16 protein-coding genes are annotated in these 19173 nt (G+C 71.7%); 4 read left to right on the forward strand and 12 right to left on the reverse strand.

Going from position 1 to position 19173, the window contains the following annotated elements:
* On the reverse strand, window positions 1-852 hold the full coding sequence (locus OO52_RS24730; protein ID WP_030645907.1) for a putative RNA methyltransferase: 852 nt from the start codon (window positions 850-852) through the stop codon (window positions 1-3).
* Window positions 853-1240: 388 nt separating this feature from the next.
* Here OO52_RS24730 and OO52_RS52940 point away from each other — a divergent pair, with 388 nt between their 5' ends.
* The 3 genes from OO52_RS52940 (at window position 1241) to OO52_RS24745 (ending at window position 6887) form a co-directional block, all read left to right on the forward strand.
* Window positions 1241-1624 carry a hypothetical protein gene (locus OO52_RS52940; protein WP_231406264.1) on the forward strand — a complete coding sequence of 128 codons (384 nt, stop codon included), beginning with the start codon at window positions 1241-1243 and terminating at the stop codon, window positions 1622-1624.
* A 571-nt stretch (window positions 1625-2195) separates the two neighbouring features.
* Complete coding sequence (locus OO52_RS24740; RefSeq protein ID WP_307819982.1) at window positions 2196-3536, forward strand: epoxide hydrolase family protein; 1341 nt, start codon at window positions 2196-2198, stop codon at window positions 3534-3536.
* A gap of 558 nt (window positions 3537-4094) precedes the next feature.
* Window positions 4095-6887 carry a helix-turn-helix transcriptional regulator gene (locus OO52_RS24745; protein ID WP_030645912.1) on the forward strand — a complete coding sequence of 931 codons (2793 nt, stop codon included), beginning with the start codon at window positions 4095-4097 and terminating at the stop codon, window positions 6885-6887.
* 54 nt (window positions 6888-6941) lie between these two features.
* Here OO52_RS24745 and OO52_RS24750 read toward each other — a convergent pair whose 3' ends face one another.
* Both OO52_RS24750 and OO52_RS24755 read right to left on the reverse strand, forming a co-directional pair.
* Window positions 6942-7289: a YidH family protein gene (locus tag OO52_RS24750; protein WP_030645914.1), complete on the reverse strand. Its 348-nt coding sequence runs from the start codon at window positions 7287-7289 to the stop codon at window positions 6942-6944.
* A complete protein-coding gene (locus tag OO52_RS24755; RefSeq protein WP_030645916.1) occupies window positions 7286-8599 on the reverse strand; it encodes a DUF1254 domain-containing protein in 1314 nt (437 codons plus the stop codon). Before OO52_RS24755 ends, OO52_RS24750 begins: the two co-directional genes overlap by 4 nt.
* A gap of 786 nt (window positions 8600-9385) precedes the next feature.
* On the opposite strand from OO52_RS24755, the gene OO52_RS24760 reads away from it, so the two are divergent.
* Window positions 9386-9958, forward strand: a complete 573-nt coding sequence (locus OO52_RS24760) for a MarR family winged helix-turn-helix transcriptional regulator (protein ID WP_030645919.1) — start codon at window positions 9386-9388, stop codon at window positions 9956-9958.
* Window positions 9959-10033: 75 nt separating this feature from the next.
* Here the strand turns inward: OO52_RS24760 and OO52_RS24765 are convergent, their stop codons facing one another.
* The 9 genes from OO52_RS24765 to OO52_RS24805 form a co-directional block, all read right to left on the reverse strand.
* Entirely contained in the window at window positions 10034-10756 is a 723-nt protein-coding gene (locus OO52_RS24765; protein ID WP_030645921.1) for a gamma-glutamyl-gamma-aminobutyrate hydrolase family protein, read from the reverse strand.
* Window positions 10753-12243 (reverse strand): aldehyde dehydrogenase, encoded by a 1491-nt coding sequence (locus OO52_RS24770; protein ID WP_030645923.1) that lies wholly within the window; start codon window positions 12241-12243, stop codon window positions 10753-10755. Before OO52_RS24770 ends, OO52_RS24765 begins: the two co-directional genes overlap by 4 nt.
* Before the next feature lie 90 nt (window positions 12244-12333).
* The gene (locus OO52_RS24775) at window positions 12334-13794 is read right to left on the reverse strand and encodes an APC family permease (RefSeq protein ID WP_030645925.1); all 1461 of its coding nucleotides are present in this window, start codon (window positions 13792-13794) and stop codon (window positions 12334-12336) included.
* A 120-nt stretch (window positions 13795-13914) separates the two neighbouring features.
* Window positions 13915-14238 (reverse strand): hypothetical protein, encoded by a 324-nt coding sequence (locus OO52_RS24780; RefSeq protein WP_030645927.1) that lies wholly within the window; start codon window positions 14236-14238, stop codon window positions 13915-13917.
* A 192-nt stretch (window positions 14239-14430) separates the two neighbouring features.
* Complete coding sequence (locus tag OO52_RS24785; RefSeq protein ID WP_030645929.1) at window positions 14431-15045, reverse strand: TetR/AcrR family transcriptional regulator; 615 nt, start codon at window positions 15043-15045, stop codon at window positions 14431-14433.
* A gap of 28 nt (window positions 15046-15073) precedes the next feature.
* The gene (locus OO52_RS24790; RefSeq protein ID WP_030645932.1) at window positions 15074-15919 is read right to left on the reverse strand and encodes a fumarylacetoacetate hydrolase family protein; all 846 of its coding nucleotides are present in this window, start codon (window positions 15917-15919) and stop codon (window positions 15074-15076) included.
* Window positions 15920-15947: 28 nt separating this feature from the next.
* Window positions 15948-16874 carry a 3,4-dihydroxyphenylacetate 2,3-dioxygenase gene (locus OO52_RS24795; protein ID WP_030645934.1) on the reverse strand — a complete coding sequence of 309 codons (927 nt, stop codon included), beginning with the start codon at window positions 16872-16874 and terminating at the stop codon, window positions 15948-15950.
* Window positions 16867-18330 (reverse strand): aldehyde dehydrogenase, encoded by a 1464-nt coding sequence (locus tag OO52_RS24800; RefSeq protein WP_030645936.1) that lies wholly within the window; start codon window positions 18328-18330, stop codon window positions 16867-16869. The genes OO52_RS24795 and OO52_RS24800 overlap by 8 nt, the downstream gene beginning before the upstream one ends.
* Window positions 18331-18365: 35 nt before the next feature.
* A complete protein-coding gene (locus OO52_RS24805) occupies window positions 18366-19172 on the reverse strand; it encodes an acetoacetate decarboxylase family protein (protein ID WP_030645938.1) in 807 nt (268 codons plus the stop codon).
* Between the last annotated feature and the right edge of the window lies 1 nt (window position 19173).

The following is a 19173-nucleotide window of genomic DNA, read 5'->3' on the forward strand; positions in this document are numbered from 1 at the left end:
TCAGCGAGGCTGGTAGGCGGTGGCCAGCACGGAGACGGTGACCTGATCGGGCAGGAGCCCGTCATCGTTCAGGTCCGCACGGTTCAGGTGGCGTGCGCTCGGCGTCATCGCCAGCAGGTCCAGGACATCCCGCCTGGCCAGGGCCGCGGGGTACTCGACCTGTTCGGTGACGACGGCCTCGAAGAAGGGGTTCAGCGCCCGGTGCAGGCGCTGTTCCTTGACCGGGTCGATCGTGACCATCGCAGGCACTCGGCCGCGCAGCTCGACGAGGTGCCGGTCGGTGGGACGGACCACGATCAACCGGCCGGACGGGCGCAGCACGCGGTGGAACTCGGGCGGGTTGCGCGGGGCGAACACGTCCAGCACGACATCGGCCACCCCGTCGGCCAGCGGGAAGGGGCGGAAGACGTCCCAGGCCACCGCGGCGGCTCGCTCATGGGCACGGGCTGCCGAGCGCAGCGCGCGCACCGATGTGTCCAGACCCAGACCACGGGCGCCGGGCAGCTGGTCGAGCACGCCGGCCAGGTAGTAGCCCGTGCCGCATCCCGCGTCCACAACCGTGGCCTGCTCGGACACGGCGTCGGCCGCCAGGCGGGCCCCGGCTTGGCGGATGGGCGCGTAGGCACCGGTGGACAGGAACCGGTCTCGGGCCTGGGCCATGGCTGCGTCGTCGCCGCTGGTGGCGCGGGTGCCCGTCAGCAGGCCGGCGTAGCCGTGGCGGGCGATGTCGAAGGTGTGACCCGCCGGACAGCGCAGTGCGCCGCGGTCGGGGTGCAGGCGACGCGTACGGCAAGTCGGGCAGCGCAGCAGATCGAGTGACCGTTCGAGGGCAGGGGGAAGCGACACAGGCACAAGGCACTCCTGGCGAAGGGGGAAGGGAAGAGACCGTGCCTGCACGCGCGCTCAGAGCGTCACTGCCCCATGAAGGGGCGGACAGCGTCGGGAGGGTGGTTCACGGAGCAGGCACACGAAGGAGGGCGACGCCGTCCGGCATCGCCCTCAACGCCTTCCGATCACAGGAAGCAGCAGTGCGGGGTGCTCATGAATGCCACGTCATGAGTCTACGAGCATCGGACGAAGCCCGGCACTCCCCGTCGGAGTCGGAGTGGGCGTGCCGGATCGACGCCGTCTTCGTCCATCGGCCGAGGCCGTGTCCACGGTGTACGGGCAGGGACTTACTCCACGAACACGCCTGCGTCCGCTGCTACTGTTTGCGGTTCAAGTAACCCAGGGGGAAGTCGTGTTCACGTCGGTTACCACGGACTGGCCGTGGCTGTTGGCTGTCGCTGCCCTTGTGATCCACTGCTCCGCCATGGCGAAATGGATACCGTTCCAGAGGTTCTGGACGGTTTACCCCTTCATCTGGGTGGTGTGCGGCACCGGAGCGGTGGCATTCGGATCCTGGCGCGGCTTCCCGCTGTCAGACATGCTCGTCCTGTGCTCGTTCGCGCTCATCGGGCTGACGATCGGCATGTATCCGACTCGCAAGCTGTTCGCAGTCTGGGCGCACGAGATCAACGAGGGAGTGACGCGCGAGCGGTACGACTATCCGCGCTCACACCTGGCATTCTGCGGCGTCTCCGTGCTCGTCATGCTGGCCGCCGCTGTACTCGTGACCCACTGATACGTGACCCACTGACACGCCGTTGGCGGGCGGGACGGCCGTATTCGGCATACGTGTCACCGATCGCACGACAGCAGGTGCGGCAGAGGCAGCAGTCGAGAGCAGAGCGAGATCGGCGTCGAACAGAAGCCGGCGCGTCACGCCGTACTGCCGCACAATCAGGCCAATCGCGGTGGCGTCCCCTTCGGTAGCGGGTCAGGCAACGCCCCCTCAGGGCTATACCGGCGCTGCCGTGTTCACACGTGACCGCGCGACGCGTCTGCGGTCGGCCGGTGTCCGGCCGACGCGGCTCAGCGCTGAGGTGTGGCACCCGTACACACACCCGTTGGACGATGTACGGCGGGCGGTGCGGGCCCGCTGACCGACCCGCCGGTAGGCGGGCCGCCCCACCCCACACGGTGGCTTGAAACCAATCGTCACCTGGTTGACCGGTAACTCACACACATGCCACGATCATCACCGCCTCGACCGGTGATGCCCCTGGTGTTCAGTCGAGGCCCCTCCATGACTCTCGCCCGAGACCATCACGAAACGAGCTGTCGCTCGTCCGAGGAACGGAAGTCTTATGGGTATGACCGACCACACTGGACGCGGCAACACCGGTCGTCGCGGCTTCCTGGGCCTTGCCGCAGGTGCCGTCGCCGTCACGCAGATGGGCCTGACCGGTCAGGCGCAGGCAGCGACCAGCGGGGCGTCGCCGGCGAGCGCCGCCGCCTCTGGCGACGCGCGGCGAAGTGCCGCTGTCCGTCCCTTCCGCGTCAGGGTCCCGCAGAAGGAGCTCAACGAGCTTCGGCGGCGCGTGAAGCAGACGCGGTGGCCGGACAGGGAGACGGTCCGCGACCGGTCGCAGGGCGCCCAACTGGCGAAGCTCCGCCCGCTCATCGAGTACTGGGGCACCGGGTACAACTGGCGCAAGGCCGAGGCGAAGATCAACGCTCTGCCCCAGTTCATCACCGAGATCGACGGGCTGGACATCCAGTTCGCGCACATCCGCTCCCCGCATTCCGACGCCATGCCGATGCTGATGACGCACGGCTGGCCCGGCTCGATCGTGGAGCTGCTGAAGGTCGTCGCGCCCCTGACGAACCCGACAGCTCACGGTGGCCGGGCAGAGGACGCCTTCCACCTGGTCCTCCCGACGCTGCCCGGTTACGGCTTCTCGGGCAAGCCGACTTCGACCGGCTGGAACCCGGCCCGGGTCGCGGTCGCGTTCAACGAACTCATGCTCCGCCTCGGCTACACCCAGTACGTCTCCCAGGGAGGCGACCACGGCTCGATCATCTCCCAGGTGCTCGCTGCGCAGAAGCCCAAGGGGCTCCTCGGGATCCACGTCAACATGCCCGGGACGGTCCCCCCGGACGTTCTGCGTCACCTGCGCAACTTCGACCCCGCGCCGGCCAGCCTGTCGGAGCGCGAGAAGCTGGCCTACAACCGTCTGCTGCACTTCTACCGCGACGGCTTCGGATACGCGGCGATGATGAACCAGACTCCGCAGACGATCGGCTACGCGCTCACCGATTCGCCGGTCGCCATGGCGGCGTACTACTACGACAAGTTCGCGGAGTGGACCGATTCCGGCGGCGAGCCCGAGAAGGTCCTCACCTACGACGAGATGCTGGACGCCATCTCGCTCTACTGGCTGACGGGCACCGCGACGTCGTCGTCCCGTTTCTACTGGGAGGGCACGCAAGCAGGTGGAGGCCCCTTCAACGCCGTCGACATCCCCAGTCTCCCGGTCGCGGTGACCGTCTTCCCGGGCGAGATCTACCCTGCGCCGCGCAGCTGGGGCGAGCGGGCCTACGGCAACCTCATCCACTGGAACGAGGTCGACAAGGGCGGCCACTTCGCGGCCTGGGAGCAGCCGCAGCTACTGGCCGAAGAGCTCCGTACGGCGTTCAGGTCACTGCGCTAGGCCATGCCCTCGGGCGGCCTGCACACACGCCTCGCTCGCTCGGGGAGCAGGCCCACGCCAGAGCCGGCTCCCGGCCTGCCCGATCTCACGGTTTCCGCGAGCCCTTCCGCGTCCGCCTCGCCGAAGAGCAGCGCGTCGGGCAAGGCGTCCGAGGCCCTGGACGAGGACGCCGACGCCCGAGCCGTGAGCGGGCCCGCGCACCGGGACGACCACCCCGACAGCCCCGTCAGGAGTGGGAATGGTCAGCCACGCCCGGCAACGCCGCGGTTCCGCCTCCCCGCACTGGACGTTCCCGGCGGCATCCGCTCTTCCGGCGACCGGGGAACGCACCGCCCGGACGTCGGGGGCACACCCCCTCGGTGGCCCACCGCGATCGCCCCGCGACCTGCGGCGACGCGGTGCGCGCCCCGGTCCGCGCGCTCCTACAATGGCTGGGCGCCGACGAAGGGACGCCAGTGGCACGCAGCGCGAGGACAGGGACCACGGGTCCGGTGCGATGCGGCTTTGTCCGTGACGCCGCCGTGACGGCCGGTGGTGGCCGGGAAGGGACGAGGTTTCGTGCACTTCCCTGACGGGCCACGACTCGGCTCCCCCGCCTCCCTGGTCGGACGCGAGGACGACCTGGCCCGCGTCTCCGCGCTGCTGGAGCGCCATCCGGGCGGCACTTTGCTGCTGTCCGGCGAGCCCGGCGTCGGCAAATCGGCGGTGCTGGACGCCCTGGCCGGGGCCGCCGCGCGGGACGGTGCGCGGGTGCTGCGCGCGGCCGGTGCCGAATTCGAGGCGGACGTCGGTTACTCGGCGCTGAACCAGGTCCTGCTCCCGTTGCACGGCATCCTCGACCGGCTCGACGCCCTCGGCCGGGAGGCCTTGAACGTCGCTCTGGGTTTCGGCGCCGGACCGGCACCCAAGCGCCTGGTCGTCTGCAACGCGGCGCTGGCCCTGCTGCGGTCGGCGGCCGAGGACGAGCCCGTCCTGCTCGTCGTGGACGACCTTCCCTGGGTGGACCGCGCGAGCGCCGCCGTCTTCGGCTTCCTCGCCCGACGGCTGTCCGGCCACCGCATCCGCTTCCTCGCCGCTTCCCGTACAGGCACGGACAGCTTCTTCGACGGCACCGGCCTGCCGTCCTACGAGCTGCCCGCCCTCGGCCCGGAAGCCGCGGCCCGGCTCGTCGACGCGAACTTCCCCGACCTGGCGCACCCGGTGCGCCGACGGCTGCTGGAGGCCGCGCAGGGCAACCCGCTGGCCCTGCTGGAGCTGCCCGACGCGCTGCGCGCGGACCAGCGCCGGGCCCGGGAAGTCCTTCCGGCCGTGCTGCCACTGAGCGAGCGACTGAAGTCCCTGTTCGCCGGCCGTGTCCGTTCCCTGCCCGCCGCGACCCGCACACTGCTGCTGCTCGCCACGCTGGACGACACAGGCGATCTCGGCGTGCTGTCCGCCGCAGCGCGGGCCACGGACGGCGACGCGGACCTGAGCGACCTGGACCCCGCCGAGCAGGACGGGCTGGTCCGCGTGGAGGAGTCTCCGCGCCGCCTGGTGTTCCGGCACCCGCTGATCAAGTCGGCCGTCGTCGAGGAGGCCACCAGCAGCGCCCGGCGCGCGGCGCACCGCGCCCTGGCGGGGGTCCTGACCGACAAACCGGAACGCCGGGCCTGGCACCTGGGCGAGGCCACGCTCCAGCCCGACGAGGAGGTCGCCGCGCTACTGGAACACACGGCGCGGCACATCCAGGGCCGCGGGGACGCCGTCGCCGCGATCGCCGCCCTCACCCGGGCCGGCGACCTCAGCCCCCGGGACACCGACCGTGCCCGTCGGCTGGCGGAAGCCGCGTATGTGGGCGCCGAGGCGATCGGCGCGCTCAGCAGCGCGTCGGTGCTGCTGGAGGACGCCTGGCGGGCGGACCCCCGCCACGGAGCGTCGCTGCGGTCCGCCAACGCCGCCGTCCAGCTCGTGCTGAACAGCGACGGCGACCTGGCGACCGCCCACCGTCTGCTGGTCGGTGCCATCGAGGAGGGCGACCACGGCTTCGACGCCGAGGACCCGGCGCTCGTCGACGCACTGCACTTCCTGCTGCTGCTGTGCAACTACGGGGCCCGCGAGGAGTTGTGGGCGCCGTACCACGCGACCGTCGCCCGGCTGCGTCCCGCTCCCCCGCCACTGCTGCTGGTGGCTGCCCGCACCTGGGGCGACCCGGCGCACGCCGACGCCGCGACCCTGCGGGAACTGGACGAGATCATCGCCGGTACGACCCACGAGACCGACCCCGCCCGGATCGTGCGGGTGGGCACCGCCGCGGTCTACCCGGACCGGCTGGCGGCGGTCCGAGAGGCGGCCTGGCGGCTGGTACGGCAGGGCCGCGACGGCGGTGCGGTGCGCCGGCACATCGGCGCGCTGCTCCACCTGTGCCTGGAGGACTACCACCGGGGCAAGTGGGCCTCGGTACTGGAGCTGTCCGAGGAGGGGCTGACGCAGTGCGCGAAGTCCGGGTACTCGGTCTGCACCTGGTTCTTCCAATACACCAAGGGCCTGGTGACCGCGTCCCGGGGCGACACCGAGACGGCTCACGCGCTCGCCGAGGCCATGATCAGCTGGGCGGCGCCGCGTGGCATCCGGCAGGCCGTCCACTGCGCCCTGCACGTGCACGCCCTGGCGAACATCGCCGACGGCGACTTCGACGCGGCGTACGGCAAGCTGACCGCCATCAGCCCCGCCGGGAGCTTCCCCCCGTACATCGCACACGCCTCGTGGGTGTTCTTCGAGCTGGTGGAAGCCGCGGTCCGTACCGACCGGCGCGCCGAGGCGGTCGCACACGTGCGCGCCCTGCGCGAGGAGACGACCATCGCCGGGCTCTCGCCCCGGCTGGCCGTACTGGCCGACGCCGCCGAGGCGCTGGCCACGGAGGACGACGCCGAGGCGGCCCGTCTGTTCGCCAGGGCGCTGGCCGCCGTGGACGCGGAGCAGTGGCCGTTCACCGTGGCCCGGGTGCGGCTCGCGCAGGGGGAGCGGCTGCGCCGGTCCCGCGCGCTGTCCGACTCCAAGGCTCCGCTGTCGGCGGCACTGGAGACCTTCGAGCAGCTGGAGTCCACCGGCTGGGCGGATCGGGCGCGCAAGGAGCTGCGGGCGGCCGGCCGGATCGTCCCGCGTGACGAGGGCGGGACCGGTGTCGCCCTCACCGCGCAGGAACGGGAGATCGCGGAACTCGCCGCGACCGGCCTGACCAACAAGCAGATCGCCGAACGGCTGTTCATCTCCCACCGCACGGTCGGCGCGCACCTGTACCAGATCTATCCCAAACTCGGCATCGCTTCCCGGGTGGCGCTGCGGGACGCGCTGCGGCGACAGGACACGGCCTGACGCAGATCGTCATGCCGGAGATCGGCCCCCGGTCACCGGCACCGCGGCGGCCGGTCAGATCAGGACCAGTACGGCGATGATGGCGATCAGGGTGATGACCGTGCTGGCGATGATCAGGCCGAGCCGGGCCGGTGCGTAGAGCCCGAGGTCGAGCTGACGGCCCACCGAGCGGTAGCGGATCGTGCCGTATCCGCTGATGAGGAGGCCGGCGAGCAGCATGATGGCCCCGGCGGCGACGGCATGGATTCCACGGTGCGGCGCGAACTTGGCCACGGCTACGCCCAGCGCGGCCATGCTGATGCCCGTGCGCAACCAGGCGAGGTAGGTCCGTTCGTTGGCCAGGTGGTCGCGAGCGCGGCTGCCGGTGTTGGGAGTCGCCCCCTTGGGCACGTCTTCACTCATCTGCGGTCTTTGCGTACGGCGGGTGGTGCCCAGCGCCCGCTGAGGACCTCCGGGCGGGGCGCGTACAGGCGCAGGGTGACGCCCAGCGGGCCCGTGGGGGCGGGCAGCCAGTTGGCTTCGCGTTCGGGGCCGGGGCGGGCGTGGCCGATGAGGATGTCGAGGGAGCCGTCGCCGTTGTAGTTCAGCCGATCGCGGTCGCCGAGGGCGAAGCGGTTCAGCTCGTTGGGTGCCTGGAAGCCGGCCGCGTCGTACATGGTGACCGACCAGAAGGCGGAGACCGGGGGCATCTCGTCGGCGTCGAAGTGCAGCACGTAGTCGCGCTCGCCCACCAACGGCTCTCCGTCGGCGTCGACGCCGAGAACCGGATACACGGCGTCTTCGGGCTGGTTGGCGCCCAGCCCGACCATGCTGACGACGGCGCGCTGGAAGTAGTCGTTGCCGTAGACCCCGATGTTCTCGGTGACGACCGCCCAGCCGTTGACCTGCCGTCCCAACGAGGTGCGTGCGGCGAGCATCTGCTGCTGGGCCTCGTCGACTCCCGCCTGGATCTCCGCGAGTTGCTCCGGAGTGAAGTCGCTGTCCGTGAAGGGGCGGCCGGGGACGAGACCGAGACCGGCGATGCGGGCGAGGACGGAGAAGTCCGTGGCGTGCGGGGGATGCACGCGCAGCAACTCGGCACCGCGGCGGAAGAAGTCGGCGGCGCTCAGCCCGTTGACGAGGGAGAGCGGTTCCCCGGTCGCGGGTTCGGCGCCCTGCTCCGCCGGACCGGGCGCCGGTGTGCGCGGGGTGATCGTGTAGCCGTCCTGGATGTCGTTGACGAACTTGTAGTCGTCGGGACCGTTGGTCTGCGTCCGGCCGATGACCCACACGTAGGGCGTCGGCGCCTGGATGATCGTGGCGCCCTGGGGATCTCCGACCTGTTCACCCGGCGCCACCAGGGTGTAGCGCTGTGTGCCGGTGCCTGTCGTGCGCTTGCCAGGCGCGGCGAACACGTCCGTCCACATGTCGAGCATCGGCAGCAGGAAGTACCTGTCCCCGGTGTCCTGTACGGATATGTCGACCGGTCCCCGGGTCAGGTCCAGCCAGGCGGCCGAATACAGGGTGTCGAAGTTCGGGCGCACCACGAGCCGGAAGTCCGCGGGCGGGAACTCACGGATGTGGTGGAACTGGTTGGGCGGCCCGAGCCCGGGTTTGACACCCGCCGGCACGCTCACGCATTGTTCGCGCGTGACGTCCATCGTGACCAGCGGATACAGGTAGATGTAGGCCTCACGGCTCAGTGTCCGCAGGTCATCGGCCAGCTTCGTCATGACGCTGCTCCTGCCCTCGGTACTCGGGGACGAAGGGCGGTGCGCCCCTCCTCAGGCTGGCACGGTCCTCAGTCGTTGGCGACGCGAGGCGGAAGGCGGTGAGCCGGCTGACCGACCCCGACTGACGAGCGTGCGTGGTGTCCGCGCGGCTTACGCGGCTCTCGGTGCCGTGGACGATCCCGGTTTACCCGCGTCCGCGTGGCCGGTCTCCGACGAACCGACCTGTCCCCGTCGCCGCCGGGCGGCCGGCGCGGGCTTGAATGCAACCGGGCGGAGTGTGCACCGCGGCACCGGTCGGCCCGACGGCAGCATCGAGATCGAGACGGCGGAGCTGGTGGCGCCGTGCCGGCACACGTAGCGGCTCCGATCGCCGCCCTCACGGCCCCGCCGCACGGTCGGTGACGAGTTGTCAGTCCGTGGCCTCACGCTGTACGGCCTGCCGCCGGCGCCGCCCTGTGGGCCGTCGGACGCCGTCGGCACGGGTCGGGCGAACGAGGCACGCGAACAGGTGGGGCGGGCCGGCCTGGGCGGACCGCGCCGGAGGCACGCACGAACGGAGACTGCCGCGAGCGGGGGCGCCTCGCCACGGAGAGTCGCCTCGCCGACGACCAGGAAACCGTCGCGGGCGTGAAGACGTTCCCACGCCTGCCCCGCTCCCCCCGAGGTGAGCGACGGGATCTCGGCCTCCGGGTGACCCACGTGTGGATGTCCTCCCCGTACAATTTGGAGCCGAACGATCGCCGTCCCTCCGGGCGCGCGGTCCAGGGACGACGTGAGGGAGCCACGGTGCCCAGCCAGCGGTCCATCAGCGAGGCGGAGAAGCTCGCCGCGGAGAAGCTCGGCGACATCCCCCTGCGTCGCGAGCAGATGGCCGCGGTGGCCAACATCTACCGGGCCGCGTCCGCCGTGCGCCAGCACCTGGAGAACTCTGTGCTGCGCGGCTCGGACCTGACCTGGACCGCCTTCGTGGTGCTGTGGGTGGTGTGGGTGTGGGGTGAGTCCGAGACCCGGCACGTGGCCGAGGAGGCGGGCATCTCCAAGGGCACGCTGACCGGTGTCTCCCGCACGCTGGAGTCGCGCGGGCTGCTGCGGCGCGCCGGTCATCCCACCGACGGGCGCCTCGTCCTGCTGGCCCTCACCGGGGAGGGCGAGGACTTCATGCGCCGGGTGTTCCCCGCGTTCAACGAGGAGGAGGCCTTCGTCACCGCCCGGCTGAGCGACGCGGAGTGCCGCGGTCTCGCCGACGGGCTGCGGCGTGTCGTACTCCAGATCGAGGAGGAGGGCGAGGACCGCCGCAGGTCGCTCCTGAACGGCGAGTACCCGACGCCGCGCCGCAGCGGACGGCGCCCCAAGCGCTGACCCGGGGGCCGGCGACGGCGTCCCGGCCCGGCACCGCGCGCCGGATACCCGGCCTCTCGTCCTCTCCGGCCGTCGTCAGGCCGTCCCGCGTGCCGCGCTCACCAGCGCGTCGAAAAGAGCCTGCTGCGCCGGGTCCTCGTGCGCGGTGTCCTCGGGGTGCCACTGCACGGCCAACAACCGTCCCCCGTCGGCGAGTTCGACGGCCTCGACGGTCCCGTCGGCGGCGCGGGCGGTGACGGTCAGGCCCTCCCCCAGCCGGTCCACGTGCTGGTGGTGGTAGCAGGACGCCTCCGCCTTGTCGACGCCGGTGGCCCTGGCCAGGGCCGAGCCGGGAACGATGGAGACGGGGTGGCGCACGTGGCGGTGCTCGCGCCCGGGGCCGCCCATGTCCTGGTGGAGGGTTCCGCCCAGGGCCGTGTTGACCACCTGAAGGCCGCGGCAGACGGCCAGGAGCGGCGTCCCGTGCGCGAGCGCCTGACGGGCGAGTTCCAGGTCGAAGGCGTCCTGCTCGTCGTCGACGTCGTAGACGGCCTGGTGCGCTTCGGCCGCTCCGTAGCGGTGGGGGGCGATGTCGCCCCCGCCCGGGAGCAGCAGGCCGTCGAAGCGGGTGAGGCGGGCGGCGACCTCGGTGGGGTCGGCCCTGCCGTCCGGGGCGTGCGGGTGCAGGGTGACGGGCTCGCCGCCGGCCCGCCACACGGCCTCGATCAGGGCGCGCGCGTTGACCTCGGCGGCGTAGCGCAGCGCCGAGGCGGTGGCGGAGAAGCGGGCGGGTACGGCGATCAGCGGGCGGTGGGTCACAGCTGGATCCAGGTGGTCTTCAGTTCGGTGTACTTCTCCAGGGCGTGGACCGACTTGTCCCGTCCGTTGCCGGACTGCTTCATGCCGCCGAAGGGCACTGTGAGGTCGCCCTCCTCGTAGCAGTTGACCCACACGGTGCCGGCCCTGAGGGCGCGGGAGACTCGGTGAGCGGTGGACAGGTCGGAGGTCCACAGGCCGGCGGCGAGGCCGTATTCGGTGGCGTTGGCGAGGCTGACGGCCTGGTCGACGTCGTCGAAGGTGAGGACGGAGAGCACGGGCCCGAAGACCTCCTCGCGCGCCAGCCGGCTGTCCGGTGCGACCTGGTCGAAGACGGTCGGTTCGAGGTGGACGCCGCCGGTCTCGGTGAGGATCCGGGTGCCGCCGGTGCGCAGGCGGGCGCCGTCGCGCCGCGCGGCGTCGATGTGGTCGAGCACGCGGGCGAGGTGCTGCTCGCCGACCAGGGCGCCCATCTCGGTGGCCGGGTCGAGGGGGTCGCCGACGCGCAGCTCACGGGCGCGTCGTACGACGGCCTCGGTGACTTCTTCGGCGATGGAGGAGTGGACCAGCAGCCGGGAAGGCGCGGTGCACATCTCTCCTTGGTTGAAGAAGATGCCCCAGGCGGCGGTCTCCGCGGCCTTGTCGAGGTCGGGGGCGTCCGGCAGGACGATGTTGGGGGACTTGCCGCCCAGTTCCAGCCAGACGCGCTTGAGGTTGGAGTCGGCGGCGTAGCGCAGGAAGTGGCGGCCGACGGCGGTGGACCCGGTGAAGGCCAGGACGTCGACGTCGGGGTGGAGGCCGAGGGCGCGGCCGGCGACCGGGCCGTCGCCGGCCACGACGTTGAGCACGCCCGGGGGCAGTCCGGCCTCCAGGGCGAGCCGGCCGAGCAGGAGCGCCGAAAGGGGCGAGTTCTCCGAGGGTTTGAGGACGACCGTGCAGCCGGCGGCCAGGGCGGGGGCGACCTTCCAGCCCGCGAGGGTGAGGGGGAAGTTCCAGGGCACGACCGCGCCGACGACGCCGGCCGGCTCCCGGGTGACCAGGGCGAGGGCGTCGGGAGCGGTGTGCGGGGACTCGTCGGTGAGTTTGTCGGCGAGCTGGCCGTACCAGCGGAAGGTGTTGATGACGGCCCGCAGTTCGATGTCGTGGGCGTCGGTGATGGGCTTGCCCATCTCCAGGCTGACGGTGAGCGCCAGTTCGGACCGGTGTGCCTCGAGGAGATCGGCGACGCGCAGCAGGATGCGGCCGCGGTCCGCGGGGGCGAGCCGCGGCCAGGGGCCGTGGTCGAAGGCGCGGCGGGCGGCGGCCACGGCGGCGTCGACCTCGGCGGCGCCGCCGTCGGCGACTTCCGCCAGCGACTGTCCGTCACGGGGCGAGATCACGGAAAACGTGCTGCCGCCGCCGGCCTCCTCGGCGCCGTCGATGAGGTGGGTGCGGGGCAGGTCGAGCGTCTTCGCCCGGCGGAGCCATTCGTCGTGGGTGGCAACAGTCATGCGGTCCTCCAGACCGGGTGGTCGGCGGTGGGAAGGGCGGGTGGCCGCCCGCCCCGGGTGCGTGCCGGGCGGGCGAGCGGCCACGTGGTGTCAGCGGGCGTCGGGGGCGGTGCGCCGGCGCCGGAGGCGTTCGTTGGCCACTCCGAGCGCCAGTACGACCGGCACGGACAGCACGAGCCATAGCGCTGTGCTCGCCTCGCCGCCGATGAGGGTGGTGAAGTTGGCGAGGATGAGCCAGATCGCGCCCGCGAGGCCGAGTGCGCCGAGCACCGGCGCGATCAGCGTGTTCCACATCCGGCCGTCCACCCGTCGGCGGCGGAAGAACACCACCACGGACACCGAGGTCAGCAGGTAGAGCAACATCATGGCGAGGACGGCGAGCCCGCTGAACCAGGAGAAGAGGGTGAGCACCGGATCCTTGCCGGTCAGCGCGAACGGCACGACGAGGACGACGGCGATCGCGGTCTGCACGCAGCCCGCGGCCCACGGGGCGAGACGGCTGTTGAGACGGCAGAGGGAGACGGGGAGCTGACGGTCGCGGCCGAGGGAGAACAGGTAGCGGTTGGCGGAGTTGTGGAAGGTCAGGATGCCCGCGAACAGGGAGGTGGCCAGGAGGACCGGCAGGACGTCGTTGATCCAGCCGCCGAACTGGCTTGCTATGGGCGCGAAGACGAACCCCGCGGAGTCGCCGCTCGCCAGCGCCGTGCCCGCGGCCGCCGGCGCCTTCGACGCGCCGTAGGCCGAGATCAGCATCCAGGAGGTGAGGGCGAAGAAGGCGGTCACCACGACCACCGACAGATAGGTGGCCCGCGGCACCGTCTTCTTCGGCTCCTTGGCCTCCTCGCCGTAGATCGCGGTGGCCTCGAAGCCGAACATCGACGCCACGGCGAACATCACGGCGACGCCGGGCGCGCCCTGGAGGGCCGACGACGGGGAGAAGCTGTCGGCCACGCCCAGTCCCTCGGGGCCGCCTCCCTTGAACAGGGTGACCAGGCCGAAGATCAGCAGGATGCTGAACTCGGCGAGCACGAAGACGGCCAGGACCCGGGCGCCCATCTCGATCCCCGCGGAGCCGAGGGCCTGGACCACGGCCATGGTGAGCAGCGTGCACACCCACCAGGGCACGTGGAGCGGGGTGTGGTCGGCCACGAGCCCGCTGACGATCGAGCCGTACAGGCCGTACATCGCCGCCTGGATGACGCAGTACGCGAAGAGGGCGACGCTCGCGCTGCCCGCCCCGGCGGTCCGGCCCAGGCCGGTGCCGATGTACGTGTAGAAGGCGCCGGCGTCCACGACGTGCCGCCCCATCGCGACGAAACCGACGGAGAAGAGGAGGATGACGGCTCCGGCCAGCAGGTAGGCCGCGGGAGTCCCCGCTCCGTTGCCGAGGGCGACGGAGATCGGAGCCGCGCCGGCGATTCCCGTGAGCGGGGCCTGACCGGACAGGACGAAGAAGAGGATGCCCAGGACGCCGAGGGCGTTGGGTTTGAGCGTGGCTGCAGTGGGGGCGTCCCGTACGGTCCGCTCGGCGGAGGCCGTCTGACTGTCCACTCGGATCACCTGCCAGGGAAGGGGAGGATCGTTTCAGGCCAAACGAGTTGCCTCATCGTGGGGCGGAACTATCCGTTTGACAAGGGGTTGGGCGCAGGGAATCCCGAGGAGAGCGCATTCTCACCGTGGCGTGACACGGGCGGCCTCACCGCGGGCCGCCTGCCCGAACGAGCCGAAACGGCCCGCCGCCTGCACGAAGGACACGGCACCACCCGCCGCCAGCGCGAACGAGCCGACACCGTCCGCCGCATGCGCCAACGACCCGGCACCGCCCGCCGCCAGTACGAACGAGCCGATACGGCCCGCCGCCTGCACGGAGAACACAGCACCGCCCGCCACCAGCGCGAACGAACCGACACCGTCCGCCGCCTGCGCCAACGACCCGGCACCGCCCGCCGCCAGTACGAACGAGCTGATACGGCCCGCCGCCTGCACGGAGAACACAGCACCGCCCGCACCAGCGCGAACGAGCCGACACCGCCCGCCGCATGCGCCAACGCCCCGGCACCGTCCGCCGCCAGCGCGAACGACCCGGCACCGCCCGCCGAATGCGCCAACGACCCGGCACCGGCCGCCGCCAGCGCCAGCGACCCGGCACCGGCCGCCGGATGCGCGAACGACCCCGCCTGGAGCCGGTCAGCTTCCGGTCGGGCCCTCGGCCAGTCCCTGCAACAGGCTCCTGAGCTCGCCGAGCGCCTCTTCGGTGACCTCGCGCTCGCCGAAGACGAGCTGGTGCAGGACCAGGCCCTCCAGGGCCGCGAAGACGAGCCGGGACGTGCCGCGGCTCACCGGGGCGGGGAGCATGCGGGACAGCTCCCGCCGTGTGGCCTCGAAGTACTCCTCGTACAGGCTGCGCAGGTGCGGCAGCAGCTCCGGCCTGCGCCGGGCCTCCAGGAGCAGCTCGTACTGGAACGCCTGGAGCTCCGGACCGCTCTCCACCATGTCGGTGAGCCCGCCGGCGAAGTCGGCCGGATCACCGGTGCCCATGTCGAGCGTGCTGCTGGTCAGCGAGGTACGGACGGCATGGGTCACGGCTTCCTCGATCAGCGCGTCACGCGAACCGAAGTGGTGCACGACCAGGCCGTGGGTGACCCCGGCCTCCTCGGCGACCGCCCGGTAGGTGAGCTTGCGCAGTCCGCCGCGGGCCACCACGCGGACGGCGGCGTCCAGCAGGGCGACCCGGCCCGTCCCGTAGTGGTTGACGCGCTTGCGGGGACGGCGCTCGCCGGCGGGCTCGACGGAGTCGGTCATGACGCCGACCCTACCGGCGACGGCCCGGTCAACGCCTCGGCGGCCTGATGCCACGGAACTCCCAGTCGCCGCCGAGCGCGGTGGACAGCACCTCCTCGGATTCGGTGGGCTGGGCCCCCACGTCGGTGCGGATCGCGGTGGGGCCGGTGACGATGTGGTTGGTGAGCCGGCCGAGGCCCTCGACCTCCACCTCCACGACATCGCCGGGCTCGACGGGCCGGGAGTTGGCGGGGGTGCCGGACAGCAGTACGTCGCCGGGGTACAGGGTGATGGTGCGGGCGATGTCGGCGACGAGGTAGTGCATGTCCCAGGTCATCTCGTCGGTGGAACCGTCCTGGACGACCTCGCCGTTGACGTAGGTGCGCAGCCGCTTGCCGCGGAAGTCCCAGTCGGTGACCAGGCCGGGGCCGAGCGGGCAGAGGGTGTCGGAGCCCTTGACGCGGAGCATGGAGCCGGCGTCGGTGTCGCGGAAGTCGTGCAGGCCGTAGTCGTTGGCGACGGTGTACCCGGCGATGTACCGCCCCGCCTCGGCCGGGTCGATGTTGCGTGCCGTCCTGCCGATGACGATGGCGACCTCGCCCTCGTAGTTGAGCCACTTGCAGCCCTCGGGCCGGACGATGGCGCCCTTGTGGGAGTTCAGGGCCGAGGTCGGTTTGTGGAAGTACGTCGGGGTGCCGGGCAGGCCGATCCCGAACTCCTCGACGCGGCTGCGGTGGTTGAGGTGGACGGCGATCACCTTGGAGGGGACGACCGGAGGGAGGTGCTGCGCCTCGTCGGCCTTGACGCGGCGGCCGTCTCCGGCGACCAGTTCGTCACCGTCCCGGACGGTTTCCACGGCGGCGCCGTCGAGGAGGATGCGGCGGTATTCGGGCATGGGGGTGCTCCTGGATGACTGACGTCGGCTAGATGCGGCTGTGCGGGGTGCGCGGGGCGGGCAGGCCGGTGCCGGTCCAGCCGTCGGCCGGCCGGTCGAACCAGAGGTGGACCTGTCCGGTGCCGATGGAGTTCTCGTACGCGCCGTACTGGCGGGCCCGGGCGACGCACGCCTGCTCGCCGAGGGCGCCGGCCATCATCAGGTAGTGGAAGAACTTCGCCTCGGGCCGGTACTTCCAGAACTCGTCCATGGTGTCGAGGACCTTGTCGTGGCGGCCCTCCTTGAACCAGGCGATGCGCTCGAGGTCGGCCTCGCGTGCCTCGGGTGTGAAGATGTGCGCCGGGTCGCTGGACTCGTGGTCGCGCAGCTCGCGCAGCGGCCAGAAGGTGTGGGAGAGCGCGCCGGAGGCGATCAGCAGCACCCGGCGGCCCGGCGTCGCGGCGATGCCGTCGGCCAGGGCGCGGCCCAGGCGAAGGTGGTCCTCCATGTCGCCGGTCTGGCAGACGCCGATGGTCACCCACCGCTTGTCCGGCAGTCCCTCGCCGAGGAACTTCCACAGGTTGATCGTGGCGTAGTAGACCGGCAGGTACGCGTCGTCGATCGCGGTGATCCACGTTCCGTGCCGGTCGGCGAACGAGGCGATGTTGTGGGCGAGTTCGGGGTCTCCGGGGAAGTCGTACGGCATCCGGCACATGCCGCGCGGCAGCTCCTCGGAGGTGAACAGCCCGGCGCGGCGGGCCTGCGCGGTGACGACGAACTCCACGGTGGTGGCCCAGTGCGAGTCGAGGACGACGACGGTGTCGTAGTCGTCGCGCTCGAAGACGTCCTCACGGAGCTGCTCCAGGCCGGTGACGAGGGTGATCTCCTTGCCCTCGTTCAGTTCCAGCCGCGTCTCCTTCGGCAGCACGATGGTGGGGACGTGGGCGAGCAGTCCCGCCCCGACGATCTCACCCATGGTCCTTGAATCCCTTCGGCGCGGTGACGGTGTTCTTCACGTCGCAGTAGAAGTCGAAGCTCCAGGTGCCGCCCTCACGGCCGACGCCGGACTGGCGGGAGCCGCCGAAGGGTGCCTGGAGGTCGCGGACGAAGAAGCAGTTGACCCAGACGGTGCCCGCCACCAGCCGCGCGGTGACGCGCTCGGCACGCTCGCGGTCGTCGGTGGCCACGGTGGCGGCGAGGCCGAACCGGGTGTCGTTGGCGAGCCGGACCGCCTCCTCCTCGGTGGCGAAGGTCTGCAGTGTCAGGACGGGGCCGAAGACCTCCTCCTGGACGATCTCCGCGTCCTGCGCCACGTCCGTGAGCAGGGTCGGCGCGTAGTACAGCCCGTCCCCGCGGTGGCCCCCGACGACCACGCGGGCGCCCGCGGCCAGGGCGCGCTGGACGAAGCCGTCGATCTTCTCGACCTGGCGGGGGTGGATGTTGGGGCCGATGTCGGTGGCCTCGTCCCGCGGGTCGCCCTGCTGGAGCCGGGCCGCCTTCTCGGCGAAGCGGGTGGTGAACTCCTCGGCGACGGCGTCCTCGACCAGGATGCGGGTGGCGGCGAGGCAGACCTGGCCGGCGTTGTCGTACTGCTCCACCGCGAGGTCGACGGCGAGGTCGAGGTCGGCGTCGGCGAAGACCAGCAGCGGGGACTTGCCGCCGAGTTCGAGGCTGAGGGGCGTCAGGTTCGCGGCGGCCGAGGCGGCGATGCGCTTCGCGGTCGGGACCGAGCCGGTGAAGCTGATGCGCCGTACGTCCGGGTGCGAGGTGAGCGCGTCGCCGATCTCGGAGCCGTAGCCCTGGACGACGTTGAGGACGCCGGCCGGGAGGCCGGCCTCGGCCGCGATGTCCGCGAGCAGGGAAGCCGTCAGGGGAGACCACTCGGCGGGCTTGAGGACGACCGTGTTGCCGGCCGCGAGCGCGGGGGCGACCTTCCATGTCGCCAGCATCAGCGGTGCGTTCCACGGGGTGATCAGGACGCACGGGCCGGCGGGGTCCCAGCTGACGTGGTTGGTGTGCCCCCGTGTCTGGAAGTCCTCGTGGTCCAGTCGCAGCAACCAGTCCGCGAAGAAGCGGAAGTTGTGGGCGACCCGGGGCATCACGCCGCGCCGGTGGGAGCGCAGGAGGGCGCCGTTGTCGTACGTCTCGACGATGGCCAGGTCTTCGAGGCGCTTCTCGACCCCGTCGGCGATGGCGTGCAGGATGCGGGCGCGCTCGGCGCGCGGGGTGGCGGCCCAGCCGGGGAAGGCCGCCTTGGCGGCGGAGACGGCCGCCGCGGCCTCCATCGCGGTGCCGCGGGCGATCTCGCCCAGGGTGCTGCCGTCGATGGGCGAGACGTCGGTGAACGTGTCGGTGGAGGCGACGCGTTCACCGCCGATCCAGTGCCGGGTGTCGACGGCGACTCCGGCGACGGTGGTGAGGTGTTCGCTCATGGTGCTGGGCTCCTGGGGGTGGGTGCGGTGCGGGATCACTCGGCGCCGGAGGTGTTCGACTCCAGCAGTCGGCCGCCGTCCCAGACCACGCCCACCTGCCGGTAGTACGCGGCGATCGGCTCGCGGATCTCCAGCCGGGCCAGTTCCTCGGTGGGCGAGTCGAACAGTTCCAGGTCGGCGTCGCCGACCCAGGCCTGCCCGCCCTCGAAGGAAGCGGCGCCGGACTCGATCAGCTCGTCGAGGGCCAGGCCCTTGCCCTTTTCGATGGAGGGCAGCCAGCGGTGGTGGGCCATCGGGTGGCCGTTGACGAAGCCGTTGGTCTCGGACGGCTCGCGCAGCGTGACGACGGCCTGGGCGAGGCGCCGGTCGGCCGCGGCCAGCGTGGCGCCGAAGCGGGCCCCGGCCTCGATGCGGGGGGCGGGCCCGTAGGGGTGCGGGCGGGTCTGGTGGATGGAGCCGAGCTTCTTCGGGTATCCCTGGTGCAGTCCGCGGGCGATGGCGAAGTCCTTGTCCACCCAGATGTGGACGCAGCGGCTGTACGTCTGCCCCTTGTACTTGCAGCGGACGACGGCGAAGGCCTCCTTGTACTGGGAGCGCACCGGGTCCAGCAGTTCCTCGCCGGAGGCGGCGCAGGACTGCCAGTCGGCCCAGATCATGGCGACCGCGCCCGGGTCCTCGTCGGCGAGTTCGAGCGGCTCGGGGAGCAGTTCACGCACCCGGGCGGGATCCGTGCGGTACTCGACGGTGAGCAGGTCACCGGAGTAGTGCCAGGGCGGGGAGGGGATCAGCGACGAGGCACCCGTCGCCGTCTTGGGGTGGAAGTATCCACGAACGCTAATCACT

The sequence above is a fragment of the Streptomyces flaveolus genome (assembly GCF_000716535.1).
GTDB classification, from domain to species: domain Bacteria; phylum Actinomycetota; class Actinomycetes; order Streptomycetales; family Streptomycetaceae; genus Streptomyces; species Streptomyces flaveolus_A.